This window comes from Roseibium sp. (assembly GCF_048260565.1).
In the GTDB taxonomy this organism is placed as follows: domain Bacteria; phylum Pseudomonadota; class Alphaproteobacteria; order Rhizobiales; family Stappiaceae; genus Roseibium.
In genome coordinates this window covers 353,117-377,104 of the sequence record NZ_JBLXGP010000003.1, presented here as the reverse complement: position 1 = coordinate 377,104, position 23,988 = coordinate 353,117, and the positions used below count along the sequence as shown (strand labels likewise).

Sequence of the window (23,988 nt, the reverse complement as noted above, 5' to 3'; positions counted from 1 at the left end):
CGATTTTGATCCTGTTAAGATTAACGAAGCCTTGACAGAAAGAGGGAATCGGAGCCCGCAAGCCGGAAAACGCGGGAGAAACCGGCCGAAAAAGGTAAAAAATTTGCGTGTATGAACGGGTTTAAAGGCTCAAAAGGCGTTTGCGTTTTGAAGGGTTTGCCTTGGATGTTCGCCGTAACGCCGCCTGTAGGCGCTTGAAAACCGCCCGAAATGCCTGTGGCCTGACAGATAGGCCGCATCCCCGACGCTTCTTTGCCCCTCATCCGAAATCAGCAAATGTCTTGCGAAACACAGTCTGCGGTCCTGAAGGCATTCCATCGGGGACTTTCCCAGTTCCTTTCTGAAGACCAGCTGCAATGTCCTCGGGGTGGTACCCGCGGCCGTTGCGATATCAAGCAGGGTCAGGGGATCCGCGAACCGCTCGTTGATAATGGCAAGCGCCCGTTTCAACACCGCCGGGGCGGAACTGCAGACCGGACGCTCCAGAAGGGGCGAAATACCGCTAGGCTGAGTTTCGAGCAGATGCACGATGAGATTTTCCTCAACCAGCCGTTGCTGCAATCCGTCACGGCCGGCAAAGACCGCGCCGGCCTCGGCGGCACGCACCACCGCGCGCAGCTTGACGAACCAGTCGCGCGCCGCCGCCTGCTCGAGGTCAATCCGGGGTGAGAAACGGACACCTCTGTCGAGGGGCGTTCCCGTCATCCGTTCGGCTATTTCGACGACATAGCTGCGGTCTATCTGTAGGAGAAGCTGTTCGCACCCCGCGTGCCATCGCATGGCGGTGTAGCGGTCCGGATTGAGGATCGTGGCAACACGGCTATTGGAGGAAACGGTCGTCCGGCCGTTGCGGATGGTGGCATGACCGGCAAGCGGTATCTGGATCAGGAAGAAACTGTCGAGCTCGCCCGGCTCGATCTCCACGTCCGCACCGTAGCGGATGTAGTTCAGCGAAATCGACCGGCCCTCCACCCGGTTCTGACAGGCATCGAACAGACCGCCGCCCGAAGCCATGTCCAGGCGATGGGCGCAAAAGTTCCTCGCGACAATTTCGCGTGCCTCGTCGAGATCGGCCGTCTGAAACCGGCAAAACCTGCTGAGCGGCACGGTCTTTTGATCTTCAGCCAACATCGGAAAAGTTTAGATGCCGCAAAGTCAGGCTGCAAGCGGGTCGACAAGACGCAAGGTGGCAATTTGCCGCCACCCCTCAAGTAATTTCGCAATCTGGATAAAAGAAAGCGTCGCGCCAGATTTAGGCTCACGGCTGTCAAACCATAAAAAAGGGGACAGCTATGCAACATGGAGCAGGAATAACCGGCGCTGAAGCCGGTCTGGACAACCTCGCCTGGAACGTCGTCGGCCATACCTACACACCGAAACTCCTCAGCACCAATGCCTTCGTCTGGCATGCAGTGATCCCGGCGGACACCTTTGTCCCGCCGCACATCCACCCCACCCAGGACGAATGGATCGTCATGCTGGAGGGCGATCTGGAAGTCGAGATGGGCGGCCAGGTTCACAAGGCCGGCCCTGGCGATACCGTGCGCATGCCGATGGGCGAAGCCCACGGCATCTTCAACCGCTCGGGCAAGACCGCGACCTGCGTGTTCGGGGTCGCGCCCTCGCGCAAACTCTTCGATCTGTTCAAAGCGCTCGACGGCGTCACCGATCCGGCCGAACTCGTGCGCCTGTCCGCGTTGCACGAAGTGGACTTCCTGCCGCCGCCCGATCAGGCCTGACACGGCCCGGCGTCACGCGAAAGGAACATGAGCATGATCAACAGAAAGACTGTCGCCGTCATCGGCGGCGGCGTGAGCGGTCTTGCCGCGGCCAAGGCCTTCGACGAACGCGGCCACCGCGTCATCGGTTTTGAACGCAGCCACGATTTCGGTGGCGTCTGGGAGCTGTCGCGGTCCTATCCGGACGTGCAGACCCAGTCGCCCAAGGAGCTGTACTGCTACACAGACCTGCCCATGCCGGACGACTATCCGGAATGGCCCAAGGGACCGCAGGTTCACAAATATCTGCATTCCTACGCCGACAAGCACAAGCTGGCGCGGCTGTTCCAGCTGAACACCAACGTGCAGTCAATGGACCGCCGCGCGGACGGCAAGCCCGGCTGGACACTGACGCTGGAGGCTGCCGGCAAGACCTGGGAGCAGGATTTCGACTTCGTCGCGGTCTGCACGGGGCAATTCTCCGACAAGAACATCATCACCCATCCCGGCCAGGACGCATTCACTTCCGCCGGGGGCACGGTCATTCACAGCTCCGAATACACCGACAGCGCAATGGCCGAAGGCAGACACGTGGTGGTGCTGGGCGGATCGAAATCGGCCACGGATATTGCGGTGAATGCGGCGAAGAGCGGCGCGAAGTCGGTGACGCTCGTCTACCGCGAGCCGGTCTGGCGGGTGCCCTACTTCGTCGGCGGCATCAACTTCAAGCGCCTGCTTTACATGCGCGCGCAGGAACAGCAGTTCAATTCATGGGGGCGCTCAGGCCTGGCACGGGTCATCGCCGCCGTGTTCAAGCCCCTGATCTGGGCCAATTTCCGCGGCCTGGAGATGCTGCTCAAGACCCAGCTCAGGCTCAAGAAATGGGACATGGTGCCCGATGTGCCGATCGAAAAGGAGATTTCCTGTTCGGTTCCGATCGTGACCCCCGGTCTCTTCGAGGGCTTCAACGACGGTTCGATCAAACCGGTCCGGGGCACCATCGACCACTACGAGCCCGGACATGCGGTTCTGACCAACGGTGACAAGGTTCCCTGCGACCTCTCCGTCCTTGCGGTCGGCTGGAAACTCGGCGTGCCGTATCTCTCTCAGGAGTACCAGGACAAGCTGATCGAGCCGGACGGCCAGTACCGGGTCTACCGGCTTTCCGTGAACCCGGACCTGCCCGACATGGGTTTCGTCGGCTTCAATTCCAGCTTCTGCACGGTGTTGTCGGCCGAAATGATCGCGAACTGGCTGGTCCGGTACTGCGACGGCCAGCTGGCCCATCAGCCGACCGACAAAGAGATGCGCGACAACATAGAGATGATGCTGAACTGGAGACGCAACGAACGCCCCGCCGCCCAGATCTACGGCGGCCTGTGCTCCGCACCGTTCCATTTCAAGCATTTCGACGAGCTGTTGGCGGATATCGGCGCACGAAAGCACAAACGCTCCAATCCGCTCGCCGAACAGTTCTCCTACCCGAACGCCAAGGCCTACGGCACCTACCTGGCCAGCGCCCCGCAATATCAGGCGGGGTGAGGGCAGCTATTCTTCCGGAGGCGCCCGTTCTCGGGTGCCTCCGACTGCTGATAAAGTCTCATTCCCTCCAACGTTACCCCGGCCAAGCGAAAGCGCGAGCCGGTGCCGGAGAGGCAGAGGCCTTCCAAATTCAACAGAGTGATACGGACAAAGACCTCGGCTCGCCGGTCCCGGATCTCCGCTACGCTGCGTCCGGGATGACGAAATCAAGCTTTGTCATGTTGCTTAAAGAAATCGTCGGAAAGCGGGGTTATTCACCGCAAACCGCGCTGTCCCGAATAGACAGAAAAAAGGACCAGTCGGCCTGTAAGCCGGGTTCTGTATGGCCCGCTTGCGCGGACGTGACAGCCATTCATCTGGGACGTCTGTTGCCAAACGCCTCTAGCAACCTACCCGGGCAGCAAGCCTGGAAACCGGCCGGGCTTGCGCCCATGCTGCCCCTATTCGGTTTTACTCCCGGTGGGGTTTACCATGCCGCCTCCGTTACCGGCGGCGCGGTGGGCTCTTACCCCACCCTTTCACCCTTACCGCGAACAGGTCCGCGGCGGTTTGCTTTCTGTGGCACTTTCCCTGAGGTCGCCCTCGCCGGGCGTTACCCGGCACCGTGTCTCCTTGGAGCCCGGACTTTCCTCCGCCACGGCCTTTCGGCGCTTGCGGCAGCGGCTGTCCGACCGACTGGTTCTGCTGCCTTATTTGGGAATGCGGGGCAGGTCAAGCAAGGCGGATCAAAACTCCGCTGCGCTGGCCTCGCTGTCCCGCGCTTCCCCGGAAGGCCGCAGCAGCATTCTCTGGTAGAGGTAGCCGATGCCGATCAGCGTCAGGCCGAGCCCGATGAACGAGAGCGCCCTCAGGACGCCTTCCAGCGCCGACATGTCGACAAGAAACACCTTGAGCACCACCAGGCCGATCACCACGCCGGAGACCTGACGCAGGAAGAGGGAATTCCGCACCAGCCCGGCGAGAAGACAGGCGACACCGACCACAAGCCAGACGATGGAATAGACGTAGTTTTCCAGGTCCGAAACGGGCTCGGCGATCAGGTAATCCGGACTGAAAATGTTGCGGATGGTGAGATTGACGAAGGCAAAGCCCATCGCGGCCGAAAAGAGGGCAACGGCCAGAACATAGGGCTTCGGTCGCACCCGCCACGCCTGCCGGGCAAGGATGCCGAACAGCAGGAACGGCAGGCCGTAGGCAAAGCTCACCCAGTTGACGACGATCCCCGATCCGACGGGCGCGCCGGTCACAAGCGGATTGAACTCGATGAACAGCTCCAGCGCGCCATAGACCATGCCGCCCGCACCGATCCAGATGGACGCCTGTTCCAGCACGGACCCGCGCTCCCCCGGCAGGAACCGCGTAAGGCCGAGCGAAACCGCGCCGCCGATAATGACCAGCATCGCCGCCGCCTGAAATTTCGCTTGCCAGGCGTCAAAGCGGAAATGCGGATCCACCCAGTGCAGGGCCAGCATGGCCAGGGTGACCACCACCGAGACGATGGCAACGGCCTGCATCCGCCCGGCGGAGTAGTCATGTCCCCTGGCGGTGAGCAGGTACGCGGAAAAGACGAGCCCGAGACAGGGAACGCCGTAGCCGTAAAGCAGCGCGTTGAAGATCGGCGTCGTTCCCAGCGCCTCGCCGACGATGAACGGATCCCAGATCAGGCGCAGCACATAGGGGATCGCGGCAAAGGCGGTCAGATATCTCAGCGCCGGCTCCGGATAGCGCCGGTAAACGAGGGCGAAAGCGGGCACCAGAAGGCCGAGCGCAACCGTCAAGGCGGCTTCCTCCAGGGCGAAACAGGCGGCAAGAGTGAGTGCCGAAAGGGCGCCGACCAGCCAGGCGGCAACGCAACCGCCCCCTCCTTCCGGCAGCCCGGCATTGCGTTTCAACCGGTCAGCAATAACGAGGAACACGATGCAGATTGCCAGTGCCAGACCGGCGAAGCTCCAGGACACCTGCCAGCTCTCGACCCGCAGATAGGCGATCGACAGCAGGCCCAGCGCGCCCAGCGCCGCGCCGCTGGCAAGGTATGTCCTGGCCGCGGAACGCCAGGAACCGACGGCCGCCAGCGCGGTCATGAACAAGGCCGCGCAGGCGCCGTATAGCGAGAACGCCGAGAGCGCCTCCCGGTATTCTGCCGGCAACGGCGTAATGATCCCTGGCCAGGTCCCGTAGTCCGGGCCGGTGAGAACGTCGGAGACATTGAGAGGCACGCCCATGCGGTAATACGACCAGAGCGCGGCGAGCAGCGGCGCGAACAGGACAAGGCGCAAGGCCGAATGGAAATAGACGGCCGTAAACGGCAGGACGATCAAAAGGAAAGCCTCGGCCAGATAGGCGCCGCCCGCATGGGAAAACTGGACATGGGCCGCCAGAGGCAGGGCAAAAAGCGACAGGACGACCGTCGCCGCATAATCGACCGGCTCCGCTCGTTGCGGATCGGCCGGATGCAGTTTCCAGACGAAGCCGAAATAGGCAATCGCAATACCGCCCGCCGCATAAAGGATCAGCAACAGCCTGTCGCCATTGGCGGCTGCAACCTCAAACAGAAGCCCGTAACCGATGAGACCGGCAATCGCGCTGCCCGCAAGCCAGAGCCACAGGCGGAACCTGCCGATCGCCACGCCGGCCGCCGACACGGCGAGAACGTACAAGACCACCGGCAAAAGCGCGCTGCTGGGCGAACTGATCATGAACGGCACGGCATAGCTGCCGAGGATACCGAGGGCCGCGAGTGCAGCTCCATGGAGCAAAGCGGCCAGCATGGCCATCAACGCCAGCGCACCGAGGAGAAGAAAGGCCGGCCCGGGACCGATAAATCCGTAAAGACCGTGGGCCGCATAGGTGACCGAAAAAAGCGCCACCGTGCCGGCTGCGGTCAGGGTTGCCGGAATGTTGGCGACCTCGAAACCGGGAAAGGAAAACTGGCCCGGTCTGCGCCGGCTCCATTCGCCGGCAGCAAGCAGAAAAAACCCGAACAGCGCGCCGAGGAGGAGCCGTACTTCCGGACCGAGAATGCTGTTTTCAATCGCGTATTTCACCAGAAACACGCCGCCCAGGGCCAGGGTGACACCGCCGGCCCAAACGGTCCATTTGCCTCCGATGATGGTTTCACGCCCCGGCGCCCCGGCTGTTGCAGCGGGAATTTCCGACACTTCGGGAGAGGCTTCGGAATATTCGGGCTGCGCTGCCGCCGGCGCTTCTTCGGCCGGAGAAACCGTCTCGACGGCCGGGCTGGTTGCCCGGTCCTGCCTCTGTTCAGGTCCGGCTTCCGGGCGGCCGCCGCCGATCCCGGATTTCATGACGTCCAGTTCCGCCTGAAGTCTGCGGAACTTTCGGTTCAAACTGGTGACTTGATAGGCAAGTACAAATAGTAGGATGACAAAGAAAAGAGCCGTGAGAACCGCCAGACCAAAAATAACTTCCAAAGCCCGTCTCCCTCACGGTTTGGCCAGAAGCATCACGACCGTTTCCCGGATCTTGAAGCCGGCGATTCCTCGCTCCCGACAATTTATTGCAGTGAACCGGCCCAGGCCTCAAGGGAATACGTCGAAAACACCGTCGCTTCCGACTGTAAAGCGCTTCACAAAGAGAACCAAAACAGCGATATTTCAGAGTTTACATATTCACTTGCAGGAATGTTGAGGATCTCCCTCCAAAACATGCCGGTAATCGCTGCCCCCTCACTGAAGTGTGAGTAGGCCTAGGTAATGAACCGGGGTGATATTAAGGTGGGCCGTTACGACATGTCGGAGTACGTCATCCGCATTTCCGAACCGACGAGCCGTTTAATGGAGTAGAAAGTGGCAGGCCGCCCGAAAAGTTTCGACAACGACACTGCGATCGATGCCTTCGTCGAGGTCTTCTGGGACCGAGGCTACGAGGCGACGTCCATCGATCACCTCCAGGCGGCCGTCGGCATCAAACGCGGCAGCTTCTATGCTGCCTTCGGCAGCAAGGAAAGCGCCTTCATCGCAGCGATAGAACGCTATGTCGAAGACGTCACGAAACTGGTCGTCGGCGAACTGGAACAAAACCCGGATCCACGAACCGGCCTCTCGGGCATGCTGCGCCAGGTCGGTGCGTTCATGACCAGCAACAACGGACGAGGCTGCCTGCTTCTGTCCGCCCTTGCCGCGCCTCCCGAACTCTGCCCGGATCACGCTAAAAAGCTGCAATCCATGGCCGAATACGTCATGCTTCGCATCGCGGACAAGGCATCCTTGCTTGTGGAAAGGACCACCCGCCCGATGCGGATGGATGCGGAAGCGATCCACGCCTATATGACTTCGGTCCTGTTCGGCCTCAACGCCATGGCAACGGCGGGGGTAGACGATGACTCCATCCTGCTTGCCGCGGAAACCGCAGCCGATTTCATAGAGCAGGCCTAGAGCATCGTGCGCTAGGCGTCTCTGCCAGGCGTTGACGCAGGTCGGTCTTCAGGACCTTGCCATAGGCGTTCTTGGGCAACGCATCGATAAAGAAGTAGCTCTTCGGCCGCTTGAACCGGGCCATGTTGGCAAGGCAATGGGCATCCAGATCCGCTTGCGTGACTTTGGCCCCGTCTCTCGGCACGACGAAGGCGACAATCACCTCTCCCCATTCCTCATCCGGACTGCCGATCACCGAAACCTCGGCGACCTCCTCCAGCTGCAGCAGGACTTCCTCGACCTCGCGCGGATAGATGTTGGTGCCGCCGGAGATGATGACGTCCTTCGACCGGTCCGTCAGGGTGACGAAGCCGTCCGCATCCATCCGCCCCACATCCCCGGTCCACAGCCAGCCGTCGCGAAGGGACTTTTCCGTGGCTTCCCCGTTCCGCCAGTACCCGGCCATGACGGCCGCGCCGTGAACCGCGATTTCCCCGTCCTCGCCGACCGCACAAGACGAACCGTCTTCCTTCAGGATCCGGACCTCGACGCAGGATTGGGCGAAGCCCACCGAGCCTAGCCGCTCCCGCCAGCGCGGATGAGTGCGGTCGGCCACCATCTCCCGCGGCAGGGCGGTGATCGTCATCGGGCATTCGCCCTGACCGTAAATCTGCACGAACCGTGGCCCCATGGCGGCAACCGCGTCCTCGATATCGGCCACATACATGGGCCCGCCGCCGTAGACGATGGTCCTTATGCCTTCTCCGTCGGATCCTTCCGCTTTCGCCCGGTCCACCAGCCGGCGCACCATGGTGGGTGCGGCAAACATGTGTACGCTCTTCAGGGATCGCCCCAGCGACAGGATTTCCGCCGGATCGAAGCCGCCGCTTTCCGGCACGGAATGGGCGGCACCACGCAGCACATGCATGAAATTGTAGAGACCGGCGCCATGGGACATGGGGGCGGCGTACAGCGCCACATCGTCAGGCCGGACCTCGTCCACATCGACGAAATAGGAAAAGCTCATCGCGTGGATATTGCCGTGAGTGATCATCACCCCCTTGGGCTGACCTGTCGTACCGGATGTGTAGAACAGCCAGGCCAGATCGACCCGGGCGCGAGCCGCCGGCTCCGGGAGAGGTTGCGCGGCCTGCAGATCGCGAAAACGACCGCCGTCGAGTTCGATGAGTTCGAGGCCGTCAGCATTGCCATCGAGAGCGGCCTGCAGATCGCGCGCTGTCGCGGCGGACGCCACGAAGACGGCCCTGGCACCGGAATTTGCCACAATGAATGCGGCTTCCTTGGGATGGAGCTTGTAGTTGATCGGCACCACGGCCCCGCCGGCGTGCCAGACCGCATAAAGCAGGGTCAGGTAGTCGGGACTGTTCGGCATGTAGATTGCGATCCGATCGCCCGGCTGCAGGTTGAGCTTGTCCGCCAGTCCGCCGGCGAGCCTGCGGGTCTGCTCCGCGAGGGCCGAATAGGTCGCGGTCAACCGGTCGCCGGAGTAGAGTGCCGGTCTTTCCGGATAGATCTGCGCGGTCCGCTGAAGCCAGATGGCAACGTTCATGCAATCCTCCCAATTGGCGGCATCAAGGTGCCACTCTTCCAGTACAATTATGCAAAAGGCGCCAGCGCCTGATAGAGGCGCGCTCCATCCAAAGCCGGCAAAAATTGTTCATAAGCCGCAGTCGGGCAGAATACGTTCCGTTATCCTCCTGCCGGTAGAATTCGCAAATGCTCTGCCCCGCGGTCGACCCTGAAGTCGTCTGTGGGTAGAGATTTGCAAATAAAACAACAACAACGAAAAGACTAGAAGCACGACATGTACACGTCCGTTCTGACTGCTTTGGGCGGCCTCGGCCTGTTTCTGCTCGGCATGCAACTCATGACCGACGGCCTTCGGTCCCTGGCCGGCAACAGGCTTCGGCACATCCTAAGGACGTCGACGAAAACGCCGCGAAGCGGGGCTGTCACCGGGGCGATTGTGACTGCCCTTCTGCAATCCTCCAGCGCAACCACCGTTGCCACGGTCGGTTTCGTCAGCGCCGGGCTCATGACCTTCCCTCAAGCATTGGGGGTCATTTTCGGAGCCAACATCGGCACCACGGTCACCGGCTGGATGGTCGTCATCCTCGGTTTCAAGCTGAAGCTCGAAGTGATCGCATTACCGCTCGTGTTCATCGGCGTGCTCTTGAAGATTTTCGGCCCCGGGGCCTGGAAAACATTCGGAACGGTGCTGACAGGCTTCAGCCTCCTGTTCGTAGGTATCAGCGCCCTCCAGGACGGCATGGCCTATTTCGAAGGCAGCGTCAGTCCCGATATCTTCCCGGGCGACACATGGTTCGGCCGGTTCGAACTCGTCCTGATCGGCGCCGCCGTCACAATTGTCGCCCAATCGTCCAGCGCAGGCGTTGCCACGGCCCTGGTCGCGCTCACAACAGGCGCGATCACTTTCCCGCAGGCCGCCGCGCTCGTGGTCGGGATGAATGTCGGAACCACGGCCACCGCGGTACTTGCCACCGTTGGCGGCTCGGTCGCGACCCGTCGAACCGGCTATGCCCACGTCATCTACAATCTGCTTACCGGCGTGATCGCCTTTTTCCTTCTGCCCCTTGTCGGCAATATCGCGCAGTCCCTGCAAGCCGGCCCGATCGGCTTCGATCCCCAGATCGGCCTTGTCGCCTTTCACAGCATGTTCAACATCCTCGGCGTCCTGCTGGTGATCGGTGTCACCCCGCAGTTCGCGCGCCTGGTCACGCTGCTGGTTCCCGCGCGAGGGCCGGATCTGGCGGCCCGCCTGGACCAAAGCCTGCTGAAGGATCCAGCCGCCGCTCTGGACGCTGCGCGCGTCACGGTAAGAGACATCAACCGGAGCGCCATGAAATACCTCTCCTCTCTGTTGGGAAAACCGAAACCGGCACATCCCGAAAGGGAACTGGAAACCCTCGAACAGGCCGTCGAAACCGCCCGGTCTTTTGCCGGAGAAATCCGCACGCAGACGACAGATGGAGCCCTTTACGACGAGCACCGCGCACTGTTTCACGATCTCGATCACCTGGAACGCCTGCTGCACCGCTGTCGCCAGACCGAGCGGATCGCGACCCTGGATGCGGATCCGGTCCTGTATAAAAAGGCCACCGATCTCAGGCGCGCACTCGACGCCGCTTCTCAGACGGACATGACGCCGGAGACGGCGGCCCACTTCAATCTTCTCAGAAAGGAACTTCGCGAAAGCCGGCACAGCTATCGCTCCGAGACGATTGACAAGGCTTCGCGGGATGAAATTGCGACCGACGATGCCATGGCGCGCCTCGACGCGATGCGCTGGCTGCACAGGGTCGCCTATCACATCTGGAGGGTCACCCATCACCAGTTGGTCGCGGAAGGAGCGATACCCGCAGCACCGCTCGCGCAGGAAGCCCGGCTTGAGACCGACGACTGATGCTGCGGACCGCCTTGTCCCTGCCTACTGCGCCGGCCCGCCGCAAATCACATAGTTGTTTCCGCAAGCTTCCTGGGCACCGGTAAAATACTCGTAGCAGGTGTTGTTGGACGGGCAGTAGTGCGGATACTTGGTATCGCAGTAGCGGCAATACCCGCTGAAATAGCCGCACAGGGCCTCGCCGGGATCGGCCGCGGGACAGGACTGGGCAACGGCTGCCCCGATCCACGACGATACCGGAGCAAATGGTTTGGCCGACGGTTGGGCAGCAGGTTGCCCGCCGTCTGCCGATTGCGCCAGAACCGGCGGATTGACGGATTTGCCTGCATCCTGTTCGGCGAGATCGCCAGCGCCTGCCACTCCGCAGAAAAAAGAAAATGCAACGATGTACAGAAAGGTCCTGAACGTCAGCATGGCTTTTCCTCCCGGGTCACCGATACCGATGTGCCCGGATTGCCGCCCGTCAGAGCGGTTCAGCCGGTTCACGTCTTTGGTTACACAAGGGTATGCTCACTGTCACAGAACCATCATATGCATTCTGACGCTGCCGTCTGCACGTAGTACTCCGCACGGTAAAGTATCAATGTAAATTGACTGACCTCCTGCGCGGAACAAAACTGAAACATGGAAATAAAAACGGCCTACGCAGCAACATTTCTGCGCAATCCGAAGTTTTAATCACAATCAACACTTACGTCAGATTGAGGCAAGGATAGCCTTAACCTTGCTGCAGTACCGACGGCTCACCGGATTCATGCGTTTTGCAAAGTGGCCGGCATTGTAGCGCAGGATCGTCCCGCACAGATCGCCGGAGGCCCGCTTGTGGGCACCGGCAAGATAGCGCATCCCCCATTCGAGATTGGTCTGCGGATCGTAGAGCGACTTGGAAGCGCCTCGAAAACCCAGTCCGCGCGCGGTCGCAGGCTTGATCTGCATCAGCCCGACCTCGCCTGCGCTGCCGCGGGCGCGCGGATTGAAATTGCTTTCGACCTGAACCACGGCCAGGGCGACGCGCTCCGGCACGCCGTGTTTCCTGGCAGCCGTGCGGATCAGCCGGGCATAGTTCTTGGAGCGTGGCGAGGACGCAGCGGCCTGCTTGGATACCCGGGCATGCCGGCCTTTCTTCGCCACCGTGTTTTTTTTCGGAACTTCTGCTTCGTTTCCGAATTTTCCGGAAATGAAGGTTTTCAGGCCGGAGCCGGATGCCTCGTTCGCGTGAGCGGAAAAGGAGAAGGCGGAGGCAAAAAGGCAGAGCGCTCCGACAAGTGTTTTCATAGACCGCAACATTCGTTGTGTCCTTGTTCTTGTTTGAGTAGTTGAGGAATTCATTCGAGGCGCAGAGACATGACCGCGCTATGGGACGAAAATCGGCCCGCTCAGATCACGAAATATTTCAAAATATTACAGATCACACGGCAATTTATGGAGATTTTTACGCAATTTGCGCGGAACTTGCCCCCTTTCGGGCGAAGGCGGGGCAGAATAAGGCAAGGATCCGGCAAAAGGCCGATCCCGCCGATGCGGCCAGATACCCGCTTTATGCGTTCAGCGACGGCAATGACGCCAACAGCGCATGAAGGGTCTCTACGGTCGACTGGTCGACGATCCCGTCGACCTTCGCCTGCCGGAAGTGCCGCTGGAAGGCGGTCACCGCATTCCTGGTCCGCTCGTCGAAAACACCGGTGATCGCGACATCATAGCCGTAAATGGCCAGCATGGACTGGATGGCCTCGACCGGCTGGCCGCTGTCGCCTTCCTGCATGAAAATGCCGCCGGACGCCTGGACCGGGTCCACATAGTGGCCGATGCCATGCTGCGCCAGCAGACCCCATGGAAACTTCTCGCCCGGATCCATCTTCCGGTCCGGTGCGATATCCGAATGGGCCAGCACACGCCATGGCGGGATGGAATGGCGGCTGCAGATGTCCCGAACCAGTTCGATCACCGCATCGATCTGAACCTTATGAAAGTCCGGATACCCTCCGTCATGGCCCGGATTGACGATCTCGACGCCGATTGAGCGGGAATTGATGTCGGTTTCGCCTTTCCAGAAGCTTTTCCCCGCATGCCAGGCGCGCCTTGCCTCCGGCACGCATTGAACGATGGCTCCGTCTTCGTAGACCATGTAGTGGGCCGAGACCTCGGCGCGTGGATCACACAGCCGCCGCAGGGCGCCTTCGGCATCGGGCATGCCCGTATAATGCAGGATCAGCATGTCGATCGGCCCGTCGCCGGCCCGATCGTTGTGATTGGGTGATGGATGGACCCTGGCTTTCACGCCGGTATCGGTGGCTATACTCATAGGCCTCTTTCCGCCCGAATCTGCGCCCATGCGGCATTCAGGGCCGCCAGCCGGTCGTTGGCGATCTGGACGAATTCTTCGGGAACGCCGCGCGCGATCAGCCGGTCCGGATGGGTATCGCGCACCTCGCTCCGGTATTTCGTCTTCAGGTCCTCGTCGCTTGCCTCGTGCCCGAGCCCGAGCACTTCGTACGGGTCGCTGTTTTCCCGCACATGGCGCGCCAGCACCCTGGAAAATTCGCGATCGTCCAGACCGAACACCTCGGCGACCCGGGCAAGATAGCTGATCTCGTCCTGGTGAACGACGCCGTCCGCCTTGGCGATGTAGAACAGGCCGTCGAGAATATCGAGCAGGGTCTTTCGGTCATAGGGAAACAGATCAGCCAGCTTTTTGGCGTAGACCTCGAATCCGGCGACATCCTGCTGCGCCAGATTGAACAGGCGGACAACGTTCCGTTCTTCGCCCGGCGGCACATGGAAAAGCTCGTGGAAAGCAAGAACCTCATCCGTGGTCACAACGCCGTCGGCCTTTGCCATTTTCGCCGAGAGCGCGATCATGGCGACCGTGAAACCCACCCGGTTCGTGCCTTCCGGCCGCGAGAGCACCAGCTGCACCAGGCGGTCGATAACCTGCGCACCGCCTGTCTGAATGGCGGCAACAATCGTCTCCAAACTGCTCCAAACGCTCACATACGGCTCCTGGCTCTGCGTCTGCCCGGCACTATCCCCGCCATGCCCGGCGATGCCTGTTTCGCGTTGGGTTCATCGGGTTTTACCGGTGGGTCGCCGGGATAAAAAGAAAGGGCGAAGGTCATTCCGTTCCAATTCTGGCATTCCGGCAAGGTCGGTTTCAAACCTTTTAAAAATCCGATTCGTCGAGGCAAGGGAATCTGCAGGGATTCACGATGGCTAAACCTATCCGTTGTAGCTTGTCGGCGATTGGTAGTTTTACAGAGTTTTCGAATAAATGAAGAATGGCTCCGCCAGAAGCAGCACAGTCGTTTTCAGCGTCACAATGGCGCTGGTTCTGCTGCTTGCGTTTGGTGTCTATGCAAGCAACCGCCTGCTGACCCATTGGTTGCTGGTTCGAAACATCGAACAGACGGCCGAGCACGTTCCCCCGGCTGTGGTCTCGGCCGGGCTGACGGACGACTTCTACTCCATGCTTCCGGAAAACGCGCAGACGGGCGCGGGGCTCCGCCTCAAGACGGAAACCGGCACGACCGCGAAAACCGACAAGCCGATCCGGATTCCGGATCTGCAGATGTCCGAACAGCTTTTCTCCTTCATGTCTGCAACGCTGCAGCCGTCCGAAGTCGTTGCCAATCGCTTCGTCTCGCTCTCCGATATCAATCAGGGACCGCGTTTCGCCGATCGTCTCGCCGCGGTCTTCGCGAAGGATACCGATCCGGAGATCTTTGACGGACGGGCGCTCGGTCTGCAATTGGCGCTTGATCAGGTAGAGCTGAAAACCGCCCCATACACTGACGTTGAAATGACCTGGTGGGGCAAGGTCGAAGCGGCATCTTTCCTGATTTTCCCGCAGCAGGATGCGGAAGGGATGGTCCGCGGCGCTCTGGTGGTCCTCCTGGACAACACCAAGCGGATTGAAAGCCTGTCGATCATTACCCTGATCAGCAGCGGCATCATCGCGGCCCTGTGCCTGGCGTCGTTCCTGTTCGCCGCCTTCCTGTTATGGATGCGCTTCCACGATCAGGTAAAGACCAACCGCGACATCGAGTTCCTGGCCCACCACGATGCCCTGACCGGGTTGCCGAACCGGGCGGTCTTCAATGCGCGCCTGAACGAATCCCTGCGTCTGGCCCATGCCAAGGCCAGCAACATGGGCGTCATGCTGATCGACGTCGACAAGTTCAAGGAAATCAACGACACCTACGGCCACGGGACCGGCGATATCTTCCTCCAGATCATCGCCGACCGCCTTCGCTCCGTCTTCGGCGACCATCTGGTGGCCCGCCTCTCCGGCGACGAATTCGCCGTCATGGTCCAATCGGTTTCCGACGTGGCCCGGCTGACCAAGCTCGCCTCCGACATGCTGGCCGCAACGAAGCACCCGTGCGTCATCGACGGCAAGGAAATCAAGATCTCCCTGTCGATCGGCATTGCCCGGGCGAGCGACGGCAACTGGCGGTCTTCCCGCCTGCTTCACTGCGCCGACCTTGCCCTTTACCGAGCGAAGCATTCCGGACGCTCGACCTTTGCCTGGTACACGCCGGAGATGGACGCCGATGCGTTGAAGCGCAAGGAAATCGAGGCCGGCCTGGTGAAGGCCCTGAAGTTCGATCAGTTCGAGCTCCTGTTCCAGCCGCAGTATTCGCTGGCGGACAACCAACTCAAGGCCTACGAGTCGCTCATCCGCTGGGAACATCCGACCAAGGGGTCGATTCCGCCCGATGTCTTTATTCCGGTTGCCGAAGACAGCGGCCTGATCGAAGCCATCGGCGATTGGGTGCTGTCGCGCGCCTGCCAGGAAGCGGCAGGCTGGCCCGACAAAAACCTTCGGGTCGCGGTCAACGTTTCCGCCGCCCAGTTCATGGCCGGAGAGACCCACAAAAAGGTAGCACGCGCTCTGCGGGTTTCCGGGCTCGATCCGTCACGCCTGGAAATCGAGATCACGGAAAGCCTGCTGATTTCGAATACCGACGCCGTCGTCGAAACCCTGAACGAAATCCGAAATATGGGCGTCTCGATCGCCATGGACGATTTCGGCACCGGCTATTCATCGCTGAGCTACCTGAGCCGTTTCCCCTTCGACAAGATCAAGATCGACCGGTCCTTCATCCGTAATCTCGGCAAGGACGTCGGCACCGACGCAATCGTCACCTCGATCATAGGCCTCGGCCGCTCCCTCGATGTCGTGATCACTGCCGAAGGTGTGGAAAACCAGGAGCAGGTCACCCTGTTGCGCGCGGCCGGCTGCAACCTCGTTCAGGGCTATCTCTTCGGCCGACCGGGATCGGTGGAAGCGCATGCCAACTTCATGGCACGCAACGACCCGCGGCCGGCGATGGCTCATACCAGGGCACACGCCAGCATCGCGCAGGCAGCGGAAGAACTGGCCGATGCCAGGATCGAGGCAGAGGACGAAGAGCAGAACGTGCAGCCTCCGTCTCCCTTCAGCGCGACGGGCTGAGACTCAGCCTGACGAAGACCGGTTGACCCGCGCAATCAGGTCCTCACCGGTTTCCTTGCGCTCCGAATAGCGGTCGACCAGATAGTCCTTCCGGCCACGCAGGAGCAGCGTGAACTTCATCAGTTCTTCCATGACGTCGACCACCCGGTCATAGAGCCCGGACGGTATCATCCGTCCGTCCTCGTCGAACTGCTGGAACGCCTTCGGCACGGATGACTGGTTCGGGATCGTGACCATGCGCATCCAGCGGCCGAGCACCCGCATCTGGTTGAGCGCATTGAAAGACTGGGAGCCGCCGGAGACCTGCATCAGCGCCAGAACCTTCCCCTGGGTCGGGCGAACGGCGCCGATGCTGAGCGGAATCCAGTCGATCTGGGTCTTCATGATACCGGTCATGGCCCCGTGACGTTCCGGCGAACACCACACCTGGGCTTCCGACCAGGCGCTCAGGTCACGGAGTTCCTGCACCTTGGGGTGCTCCGGCCCGGTATCGTCCGGCAGCGGCAGACCGGACGGATCGAAAATCCGTGTCTCCGCGCCGAAAGTCTGAAGCAACCGCGCAGCTTCCTGGACGAGAAACCGGCTGTAGGACCGCTCGCGCAGGGAGCCGTAGAGCAGCAGGATCCGCGGCGGATGGATCAGGTCTTCAGGTGTTTCCAGCTTCTGCCGGTCGATGGGCCGGAAGTGTTCGACGGCGATGTTGGGAAGGTCGGAACAGTCAGGCTTTTCTGTCGTCACCGTCACGCGCCCTTCTTCACCACCTCACCGTCCTCCTTGACGAAGTCTCCGATGTCCCGCGGCAGAAGGTCCAGAACCGTTTCGGACGGCCGGCACAGGCGCACGCCCTTCTCGGAGACCACGATCGGCCGGTTGATCAGGATCGGATGCTCCATCATGAAATCGATCAGCTCGTCATCCGACCACTTGTCTTCGCCGAGCCCCAGTTCGTCGTAAGGCGTCCCCTTCTGGCGCAGCACATCGCGCACCGGCAGACCCATGCGCTCGATCAGGCTGACCAACTCGTCCCGGCTCGGCGGCGTCTTCAGATACTCGATCACGGTCGGCTCGACGCCCGCCTTGCGGATCATCTCCAGCGTGTTGCGCGAGGTGCCGCATTTCGGGTTGTGATAGATGGTCATTGTCATGTGCTCATAAGCCTTCTGTGTTGGCCGGCGCCTCGACGCCGCAAATTTCCGGTCTGCCGCCGCAGCAATCCTCCGTCAGGAAGCCGAGCAGACCGCGCATCCGGTCGAAACAAACCACATAATAGATCCGGCGCCCCTCGCGTCGGGACGCCACCAGCCCGCTGCGTTCGAGCGCCGAAAGATGGAAGGACATCCGCGTCGGTGCGACCGACAACGTGTCGGCGATATCACCCGATGCCATGCCCTCCGGCCCTGCCCTCACCAGCAGCCGGAAGGCCGCGAGCCGGTCTTCCTGGGCAAGGGCCGCAAGCGCGGCAATGGCGGCGTCATCCTTCATATTTCGACATTACAAGAATATTTGTAATATTCAATCGGCCAATTTGACACCGCGCCACATTCATCCGGTGTTTGCCGGAATGCGCCATAATCCGATTGTCAGTCATCACATGGCGGCGGCGGCGCGTGCGGCCTGGTCATAATTGCCTGAAACCAGACGCAGGGTCGCGGCAAGCCGGGACAGTTCGTTCTCGTCGAGCCCCAGTGCCTTCATCGGCTTGATCAAGATCGCTTCGCGCAGGCGACGGTATTCCAGGCAGGCGGTTTCGCCGCTTTCCGTGATCTTGGCCGTCTTTTCCTTGCCCCGTCGGCCGGAGGTAATGAGACCCGCCTTCTCCAGCTTCTTCATGGCATAGGTCACCGTGTGCGTGTCTTCGATATTCAGAACGAGGCAGATATCGGACAGCGTCTTCGGGCGGCCGCGGTGATTGATCGTATGCAAGACAAGCACATCGAGCGGGCTCATGCCTTCGGTGCCCGAAGCCGCCATGCAGCGCACCATCCAGCGGTGATAGGCGTTGACCATCATGGTTACGGCGAACTCGACTTCCGACAACGCCGGCATGGCGCCGGAAGCCAGATGGGCAGACGACACCACAGGGCCAATGCTTGTGGGCTGATCCGGTGTCTTGTCACTCATTGGCATTTTCCTTGTCCTCCCAACCGCCGCGCAACCGGCTGGCTTCTTCGCGCCCCTTCTAATGCGACATCATGTTCTGGGGCAACCACAGGGCCAGCTCGGGGAAGATCACGATCAGCACGACCGCCAGGATCATGAGCAGGAAGAACGGCAGGGCCATTCGCGCAACCTTGAAGATGTTGTGGCCGGTCATGCCCTGCAGCACGAACAGGTTGAAGCCTACCGGCGGCGTGATCTGGCTCATTTCCACGACCAGGACCAGATAGATGCCGAACCAGATGAGATCGAGACCGGCCTGTTCGACCATGGGCAGGATCACCGACGTGGTCAGCACGACGACCGAAATCCCGTCCAGGAAACAGCCGAGCACGATGAAGAACACGGTGAGCGCGGCCAGCAGTTGCAGCGGCGACAGGCCGAGAGAACCGATCCAGCCGGCCAGTTCCCGCGGGATACCGGTAAAGCCCATGGCGACGGTCAGGAAGGCTGCACCCGCCAGGATGAAGGCAATCATGCAGGACGTTCGCGTCGCCCCCATCAGGGCATCGGTGAAGCTCTTCTTCGTCAATGTACCGGAAGCCCAGGACAGAAGAAGCGAAAGGACCACACCAATGGCTGCCGCTTCGGTCGGCGCGGCGAGGCCCGCATAAATCGAGCCGATCACACCCGCGATCAAGGCAATCACCGGAAACAGGCGGCGGGTGGCCTTGACCCGGTCCCAGAATGGGATCTGTGGCTCCTTTCCCGGCATCTTCGATGCATTGAGGGTGGCCCAGATCGCGACGTAGCCCATGAACAGCACGCAGAGCATGGCGCCCGGAATGACGCCTGCAATGAACAGACGAGCAATCGACTGCTCGGTGGCGGCCCCGTAGACGATCAGGATGATCGACGGCGGGATCAGGAGACCGAGCGTTCCGGATCCGGCCAGCGTTCCAATCGCCATCCGTTCGTCATAGCCGCGCTGCTTCAGTTCCGGCAGGGACATCTTGCCGATGGTGGCGGTGGTCGCGGCCGACGAGCCGGAGACCGCGGCGAAGATCCCGCAGCCCAGGATATTCACGTGCAGCAGCCGTCCGGGAAGATTGCGCATCCACGGCGACAGGCCGGCGAACATATCCTCCGACAGGCGCGAACGGAACAGGATCTCACCCATCCAGATGAACATCGGCAGGGCGGTCAGGTCCCAGGAATTGGCCGCCCCCCAGACGGTGGTAGCCAGCACCGGACCGGCCGGAGCCGACACCAGAAGCATCATGGCGATCAGCGCGACACCGAAGAGCGCGACGGCGACCCAGATACCGGTGGCAAGCGCCGCCAGCATGCCCAGTCCCAGGCACAGGGCGATGAGGGAGAGATCCATTATTCCACTCCCTCGATCGCATCGCTGCGGTCGGGCGCCTGATAGCTGACCGGTCGGCCCTGCAACGCGCTCAGAAAATCATCCAGGATAGAGATCGCGAAAACGGCTAGACCCGTCGTCATCACCAGTTGGGGGATCCACAACGGAACGGGAATAATGCCGAAGGAAACCTCGTTATAGAGGTAGCTGTCATTCACCATCCAGCCCGCATGCCAGGTGAAGAACCCGACAAGCACCAGCGCCACACCGAGACACCAGACCTCAAAAGCCTTCGCGACCGGGGCCGACACATGCTGCAACAGGATGGAAACCCGAATGTGGTCGCCCATGCGCAGCGTGGAGGCGAGCGCCAGGAACGAGGCGCCGACCAGCAGGAACCCGGCGATTTCAGCAAGAGAGGGAACCAGTAGGCCGAGCGGCTCAAAGCCGATCAGCTTTCGAAACCCGTCGATGAGCCGGCAGGACACCTGGATCACGACAAGACTGGCAATCGTTACGAGACAGGCAGCGGCCAGTCCGCCGGCCAGACGGTAAAGCCCGTTGAGAAAGGCGCGCATAGGCAGGGTCTCCCGCGCAGACAGGAACCATAAAAAGACAAGAGCCGGGCGCATTGCCCGGCTCTTTCATAGGATCGCTTACTTGGAAAAGGCTTCGATGATCGCCTTGCCATCGTCACCGGCGCTGTCCTGCCATTCGACAACCATGGTCGCACCGATTTCCTTCAAGGATGCCTGCAGCGCCTCGGAGGGAGCGGCAACCGTGATGCCGTTGTCCTTCAGCATCTGGGTCTTTTCGGCGGTTTCCGCCTTGGAGGCTTCCCAGCCGCGGGTTTCCGCGGTGGCGGCGGCTTCCATGACAGCTGCCTTTTCAGCGTCGCTGAGGCCGTCAAAAGCCTTCTTGTTCACGAAAACCATGTTCTTCGGCAACCAGGCCTGGGCATCGTAGTAATGGTCCAGGTAGTCCCAGGCCTTGGAGTTCGCACCCGTCGACGGCGAGGTGATCATCGCTTCGACACGGCCGGTGGAGAAGGCGGTCGGCAGGTCCGGCACTTCCACCTGGGTCGGCACGGCGCCGGCCAGCTGGGCGATCCGTTCGGTCGACGCGTTATAGGCGCGGAACTTCAGACCCTTCAGGTCGTCGATGGTGTTGATGTCCTTCTTGGCATAGATGCCCTGCGGCGGCCACGGCACGGCGAAGAGCAACTGCAGCCCCTGCTCGCCGAGCTTCTTTTCCAGGAACGGCTTGGACGCCTGGTAGAGCTTGAAGGCATCGTCATAGGACGTTGCCACGAACGGCACGGAGTCCACGCCGAAGACCGGGTCTTCGTTCGACAGGCGCGACACCAGCACTTCGCCGATCGGCGCCAGGCCCTTGCGGACCGCGTTCTTGATTTCCGGATGCTTGAACAGCGAACCAGCGGAATGGATCTGAATGGTCAGCGAACCGCCGGTCTTGTCGGAGACGTCCTTGGCGAATTCGGCGATATTGACCGTATGGAAGTTGCTGTCGCCATAAGGCGTCGGCATGTCCCACTTCGTCTGCGCGGAAGCGGAAGCAAGACCCGACAGACCGATAACGGCGGCAGCGGCAAGGCGAACGCCTGCCTTCGAAAGATGACGTGAAAGCAGCATATTACTCTCCTCTTGGAAGCGGGACTTTTGTCCTCGTTCGGTGACCCGGCCAACCCTTCCCGTCGCTTTGACAAGAGGGCAAAACCAAGTCCAGATGACAGGCTAGACGCAGAGGAAAGAAATATCAACAATTTATCGACAAATTGTAATTGTTTGCATTATTCTTGAATACGATAATCGATGCACGGGGGAGAAGAAGCCATGACCGTCCGATACGAAATCCTGGTCCCGGGCTCGAGCCTCGCCTTCGAAGGCGGATTCTTCGGCATCTCTTCCATTGTGCTTGTGGAAGCCGGCGGCAAGCGGGCGCTGTTCGATTGCGGCCATGGCACCACGCGCCGTCTACTGCGCGAACAGCTTGCACGGCTGGACCTCGCCCTGGATGACATCGACCTCCTGATCTTCTCCCACGGACATTTCGACCACGTCCTGAACCTGGACCTGTTCCCGAAAGCCCCGATCCTGATGAGCCGCGACGAACGCGACTATGTCGAAACACCGTTTGAGGACGATCCGGCGACGCCGCGCTATCTGCCCGCCCTGCTTTCAGACCGCGACGTTCAGCTGATCGATGGCGAGGCGGAAATCCTGCCCGGCGTCACCGCCTTCCCGACCCCCGGCCATGCGCCGGGGCATATCTCGCTTGAGCTTGCCGCTAAGGACGGTCCCGTCGTGCTGGCAGCAGACGCATTGAAGACCGCCCGCGAGGCCCTTTCCGGCATTCCGGACATGGAGATCGATCCGCAGAAGCGCGGCAAGGCTGCAATTCAGGAAGTCCTGCGCCGCGGCAAGGTGATTGTGCCTGGCCATCACCCGACCCTCTACAAGGACGAGACCGGCAATCTCACCTGGAGCGATATCCAGGAAATGCCGCTCCTGATCCGTTAAGCGGTCTGGCTCTGAGGCAATCTGGAAGCGGATTCGCTGCAGGTCGCAAAGACCCGGCGCAAGGCGATGACGAAGAAACCGGCCGGGGCGAGCGCGATCAGCGAGACCGGGACGACCACGCCGTACCCCCGGCTGACGAACATCGCGACGGTCACGGCAAACAGCGACACCCGCTCATAGCGCAGGAACCCGCCTTCCATCCCGAGCCGGGTTATCAGCACCAGCGGCACGACCAGCAGGGCCGTGTCATAGTCGAGGAAATAGGGCGATGCGACACCCGCACCTGCCACCAGCAGCGCGCCTTTCAGCGCCATCGGCACCGGACGGGACCAGGCCCAGACGACCGAGAGGAGAACACTGCCGGCAACAACGACCTGAACCCCCATCGCAATCTGGGCTGTGACCCCGAACTGCCTTAAAAAGCCGTAGGGCGAGGCGTATTTCTGCATGGGAACACAAGCCTCAAGCAGGCAGCTCTTGACGAAATCCATGCTCGCCAGAAACGCGAACCAGGGTTCCAGCCCGAAAAGAAGCACACTAAGCAGCGCAATCCCGACACTGGTCAGGGCGGCTGAGAGGAAGGCCCTGTATTCCCGCCCCGCCAGCAGGGCAAAGGGAATGAGCAGCCCCATATGCGGCTTGTAGGCCAGAAGCCCGATCAGGACACCGGCCAGCAGCGGACGCCCTTTCTCAAGGGCCACGATCGCGCCGCCGATCAGGACCGCATTCAGGATACCGTTCTGGCCGTAAAGGACGCAGAAAAGCACCCCCGGAAAGACAAGCGCCATCCAGCCCGCCTGACGGCGCTTGGCAAGCAGCGCGCAGACATAGGCCAACAGTGCCAGACCAAACACCTGAAAGGCGACCGCCGCCACCGGATAGGGGACGAGCGCAAACGGGAAGATATAGAGATACCAGGTGGGCGGATTGAAGAACCCGAGACCGGTCTTGCCGAACAGCTCCTTCTGGAAGTCGACAAAGGCGTTGAAATCGTAGGGCGTGAGGAAATCGCCCTGCAGGGCGAAATGGGAACCGCTCCAGAAGGCGATAAAGTCGCTGAAGAAAGTGTTCGAAATTCCCAGCGGCCGGTTTGCGAGCTCGATACCGATCCGGGCCGCATACACAAACAGTAAGAAAACGGCGACACCTTCAAGCAAAGGCCTGGAACCGAGAACACCGTCGATCCGATCCAGGACGCCGGTCCGGTCTGCCGGACTTTCAGTTTCAGTCTGCGCCATCGCCGGCATGTCCCGATCATCAATTGAGGCGTCCAGCTATACGGCGATCGCTTTAAAATCGGCTAAACAGGCGGAAATCGATCGCCTCGACATTTTTTCATCGACAATTTATCGATAAAATGTAAACGTATGATCAAACCGAGGCTGGTTGTGGCAGGCGTGATTTGAAACGGCGCACGGAATTGCGGTAGCCAAGCCGACGGGACGACGACAA

Annotated in this window: 21 protein-coding genes and 1 other RNA gene; 6 read left to right on the top strand and 16 right to left on the bottom strand. The window is 60.9% G+C overall.

All coding sequences use genetic code 11. From position 1 onward, the window contains the following. Positions 1-129: 129 nt before the first annotated feature. Positions 130-1,131, bottom strand: coding sequence for an AraC family transcriptional regulator (locus tag ACN0SO_RS09950; RefSeq protein ID WP_417677106.1), 1,002 nt, complete (start codon positions 1,129-1,131; stop codon positions 130-132). Positions 1,132-1,292: 161 nt separating this feature from the next. Here ACN0SO_RS09950 and ACN0SO_RS09945 point away from each other — a divergent pair, with 161 nt between their 5' ends. Together ACN0SO_RS09945 and ACN0SO_RS09940 are read left to right on the top strand one after the other, a co-directional pair. Next, positions 1,293-1,739, top strand: a complete 447-nt coding sequence (locus ACN0SO_RS09945; RefSeq protein ID WP_417677104.1) for a cupin domain-containing protein — start codon at positions 1,293-1,295, stop codon at positions 1,737-1,739. 33 nt (positions 1,740-1,772) lie between these two features. Further along, positions 1,773-3,260, top strand: coding sequence for a flavin-containing monooxygenase (locus ACN0SO_RS09940; RefSeq protein ID WP_417677102.1), 1,488 nt, complete (start codon positions 1,773-1,775; stop codon positions 3,258-3,260). A 291-nt stretch (positions 3,261-3,551) separates the two neighbouring features. Here ACN0SO_RS09940 and rnpB read toward each other — a convergent pair. Then, an RNA gene (rnpB, locus tag ACN0SO_RS09935) (RNase P RNA component class A) lies at positions 3,552-3,939 on the bottom strand. Between the two features lie 46 nt (positions 3,940-3,985). Next, entirely contained in the window at positions 3,986-6,607 is a 2,622-nt protein-coding gene (locus ACN0SO_RS09930) for a DUF2339 domain-containing protein (protein ID WP_417677100.1), read from the bottom strand. A 459-nt stretch (positions 6,608-7,066) separates the two neighbouring features. Between ACN0SO_RS09930 and ACN0SO_RS09925 the strand changes: the two genes are divergently transcribed. Beyond that, complete coding sequence (locus ACN0SO_RS09925; RefSeq protein ID WP_417677098.1) at positions 7,067-7,654, top strand: TetR/AcrR family transcriptional regulator; 588 nt, start codon at positions 7,067-7,069, stop codon at positions 7,652-7,654. On the opposite strand, the gene ACN0SO_RS09920 is transcribed toward ACN0SO_RS09925, so the two are convergent. After that, on the bottom strand, positions 7,638-9,203 hold the full coding sequence (locus ACN0SO_RS09920) for a class I adenylate-forming enzyme family protein (protein WP_417677096.1): 1,566 nt from the start codon (positions 9,201-9,203) through the stop codon (positions 7,638-7,640). The two genes, ACN0SO_RS09925 and ACN0SO_RS09920, sit on opposite strands and share 17 nt — an antisense overlap. A 255-nt stretch (positions 9,204-9,458) precedes the next feature. On the opposite strand from ACN0SO_RS09920, the gene ACN0SO_RS09915 reads away from it, so the two are divergent. Continuing rightward, positions 9,459-11,078, top strand: coding sequence for a Na/Pi cotransporter family protein (locus ACN0SO_RS09915; RefSeq protein ID WP_417677094.1), 1,620 nt, complete (start codon positions 9,459-9,461; stop codon positions 11,076-11,078). Between the two features lie 24 nt (positions 11,079-11,102). Here ACN0SO_RS09915 and ACN0SO_RS09910 read toward each other — a convergent pair whose 3' ends face one another. The 4 genes from ACN0SO_RS09910 to ACN0SO_RS09895 form a co-directional block, all read right to left on the bottom strand. Beyond that, entirely contained in the window at positions 11,103-11,492 is a 390-nt protein-coding gene (locus ACN0SO_RS09910; RefSeq protein ID WP_417677092.1) for a hypothetical protein, read from the bottom strand. A 282-nt stretch (positions 11,493-11,774) separates the two neighbouring features. Then, a complete protein-coding gene (locus tag ACN0SO_RS09905; protein WP_417677090.1) occupies positions 11,775-12,365 on the bottom strand; it encodes a lytic transglycosylase domain-containing protein in 591 nt (196 codons plus the stop codon). A gap of 250 nt (positions 12,366-12,615) precedes the next feature. After that, on the bottom strand, positions 12,616-13,380 hold the full coding sequence (locus ACN0SO_RS09900; protein ID WP_417677089.1) for an N-acetylmuramoyl-L-alanine amidase: 765 nt from the start codon (positions 13,378-13,380) through the stop codon (positions 12,616-12,618). Further along, positions 13,377-14,069: a TerB family tellurite resistance protein gene (locus ACN0SO_RS09895; RefSeq protein WP_417677087.1), complete on the bottom strand. Its 693-nt coding sequence runs from the start codon at positions 14,067-14,069 to the stop codon at positions 13,377-13,379. The genes ACN0SO_RS09900 and ACN0SO_RS09895 overlap by 4 nt, the downstream gene beginning before the upstream one ends. A gap of 277 nt (positions 14,070-14,346) precedes the next feature. Between ACN0SO_RS09895 and ACN0SO_RS09890 the strand changes: the two genes are divergently transcribed. Continuing rightward, on the top strand, positions 14,347-16,533 hold the full coding sequence (locus ACN0SO_RS09890) for a putative bifunctional diguanylate cyclase/phosphodiesterase (protein WP_417677085.1): 2,187 nt from the start codon (positions 14,347-14,349) through the stop codon (positions 16,531-16,533). A gap of 3 nt (positions 16,534-16,536) precedes the next feature. Here the strand turns inward: ACN0SO_RS09890 and arsH are convergent, their stop codons facing one another. The 7 genes from arsH to ACN0SO_RS09855 form a co-directional block, all read right to left on the bottom strand. Further along, positions 16,537-17,277: an arsenical resistance protein ArsH gene (gene arsH / locus ACN0SO_RS09885; RefSeq protein ID WP_417677083.1), complete on the bottom strand. Its 741-nt coding sequence runs from the start codon at positions 17,275-17,277 to the stop codon at positions 16,537-16,539. Next, the gene (gene arsC, locus ACN0SO_RS09880) at positions 17,274-17,678 is read right to left on the bottom strand and encodes an arsenate reductase (glutaredoxin) (RefSeq protein WP_417677081.1); all 405 of its coding nucleotides are present in this window, start codon (positions 17,676-17,678) and stop codon (positions 17,274-17,276) included. Before arsC ends, arsH begins: the two co-directional genes overlap by 4 nt. Positions 17,679-17,682: 4 nt before the next feature. Next, entirely contained in the window at positions 17,683-18,015 is a 333-nt protein-coding gene (locus ACN0SO_RS09875) for an ArsR/SmtB family transcription factor (protein ID WP_417677079.1), read from the bottom strand. Between the two features lie 105 nt (positions 18,016-18,120). Further along, entirely contained in the window at positions 18,121-18,654 is a 534-nt protein-coding gene (locus ACN0SO_RS09870) for a winged helix DNA-binding protein (protein WP_417677077.1), read from the bottom strand. A gap of 58 nt (positions 18,655-18,712) precedes the next feature. Continuing rightward, the gene (locus tag ACN0SO_RS09865) at positions 18,713-20,017 is read right to left on the bottom strand and encodes a TRAP transporter large permease (RefSeq protein ID WP_417677075.1); all 1,305 of its coding nucleotides are present in this window, start codon (positions 20,015-20,017) and stop codon (positions 18,713-18,715) included. After that, complete coding sequence (locus tag ACN0SO_RS09860; RefSeq protein WP_417677073.1) at positions 20,017-20,574, bottom strand: TRAP transporter small permease; 558 nt, start codon at positions 20,572-20,574, stop codon at positions 20,017-20,019. The genes ACN0SO_RS09865 and ACN0SO_RS09860 overlap by 1 nt, the downstream gene beginning before the upstream one ends. 78 nt (positions 20,575-20,652) lie before the next feature. Continuing rightward, positions 20,653-21,648, bottom strand: coding sequence for a TRAP transporter substrate-binding protein (locus ACN0SO_RS09855; protein WP_417677071.1), 996 nt, complete (start codon positions 21,646-21,648; stop codon positions 20,653-20,655). A gap of 201 nt (positions 21,649-21,849) precedes the next feature. Here ACN0SO_RS09855 and ACN0SO_RS09850 point away from each other — a divergent pair, with 201 nt between their 5' ends. Next, positions 21,850-22,536, top strand: a complete 687-nt coding sequence (locus tag ACN0SO_RS09850; RefSeq protein WP_417677069.1) for an MBL fold metallo-hydrolase — start codon at positions 21,850-21,852, stop codon at positions 22,534-22,536. Here ACN0SO_RS09850 and ACN0SO_RS09845 read toward each other — a convergent pair. Continuing rightward, on the bottom strand, positions 22,533-23,774 hold the full coding sequence (locus tag ACN0SO_RS09845; protein WP_417677067.1) for a glycosyltransferase family 87 protein: 1,242 nt from the start codon (positions 23,772-23,774) through the stop codon (positions 22,533-22,535). The genes ACN0SO_RS09850 and ACN0SO_RS09845 overlap by 4 nt on opposite strands. Between the last annotated feature and the right edge of the window lie 214 nt (positions 23,775-23,988).

What these genes read in the sequence shown, in the direction of transcription:
- ACN0SO_RS09950 (WP_417677106.1), bottom strand. Translation starts at nt 1,131, where the DNA reads ATGTTGGCTGAAGATCAAAAGACCGTGCCGCTCAGCAGGTTTTGCCGG.
- ACN0SO_RS09945 (WP_417677104.1), top strand. Translation starts at nt 1,293, where the DNA reads ATGCAACATGGAGCAGGAATAACCGGCGCTGAAGCCGGTCTGGACAAC.
- ACN0SO_RS09940 (WP_417677102.1), top strand. Translation starts at nt 1,773, where the DNA reads ATGATCAACAGAAAGACTGTCGCCGTCATCGGCGGCGGCGTGAGCGGT.
- ACN0SO_RS09920 (WP_417677096.1), bottom strand. Translation starts at nt 9,203, where the DNA reads ATGAACGTTGCCATCTGGCTTCAGCGGACCGCGCAGATCTATCCGGAA.
- ACN0SO_RS09915 (WP_417677094.1), top strand. Translation starts at nt 9,459, where the DNA reads ATGTACACGTCCGTTCTGACTGCTTTGGGCGGCCTCGGCCTGTTTCTG.
- ACN0SO_RS09910 (WP_417677092.1), bottom strand. Translation starts at nt 11,492, where the DNA reads ATGCTGACGTTCAGGACCTTTCTGTACATCGTTGCATTTTCTTTTTTC.
- ACN0SO_RS09905 (WP_417677090.1), bottom strand. Translation starts at nt 12,365, where the DNA reads ATGTTGCGGTCTATGAAAACACTTGTCGGAGCGCTCTGCCTTTTTGCC.
- ACN0SO_RS09900 (WP_417677089.1), bottom strand. Translation starts at nt 13,380, where the DNA reads ATGAGTATAGCCACCGATACCGGCGTGAAAGCCAGGGTCCATCCATCA.
- ACN0SO_RS09890 (WP_417677085.1), top strand. Translation starts at nt 14,347, where the DNA reads ATGAAGAATGGCTCCGCCAGAAGCAGCACAGTCGTTTTCAGCGTCACA.
- arsC (WP_417677081.1), bottom strand. Translation starts at nt 17,678, where the DNA reads ATGACAATGACCATCTATCACAACCCGAAATGCGGCACCTCGCGCAAC.
- ACN0SO_RS09875 (WP_417677079.1), bottom strand. Translation starts at nt 18,015, where the DNA reads ATGAAGGATGACGCCGCCATTGCCGCGCTTGCGGCCCTTGCCCAGGAA.
- ACN0SO_RS09870 (WP_417677077.1), bottom strand. Translation starts at nt 18,654, where the DNA reads ATGAGTGACAAGACACCGGATCAGCCCACAAGCATTGGCCCTGTGGTG.
- ACN0SO_RS09865 (WP_417677075.1), bottom strand. Translation starts at nt 20,017, where the DNA reads ATGGATCTCTCCCTCATCGCCCTGTGCCTGGGACTGGGCATGCTGGCG.
- ACN0SO_RS09860 (WP_417677073.1), bottom strand. Translation starts at nt 20,574, where the DNA reads ATGCGCGCCTTTCTCAACGGGCTTTACCGTCTGGCCGGCGGACTGGCC.
- ACN0SO_RS09855 (WP_417677071.1), bottom strand. Translation starts at nt 21,648, where the DNA reads ATGCTGCTTTCACGTCATCTTTCGAAGGCAGGCGTTCGCCTTGCCGCT.
- ACN0SO_RS09850 (WP_417677069.1), top strand. Translation starts at nt 21,850, where the DNA reads ATGACCGTCCGATACGAAATCCTGGTCCCGGGCTCGAGCCTCGCCTTC.
- ACN0SO_RS09845 (WP_417677067.1), bottom strand. Translation starts at nt 23,774, where the DNA reads ATGGCGCAGACTGAAACTGAAAGTCCGGCAGACCGGACCGGCGTCCTG.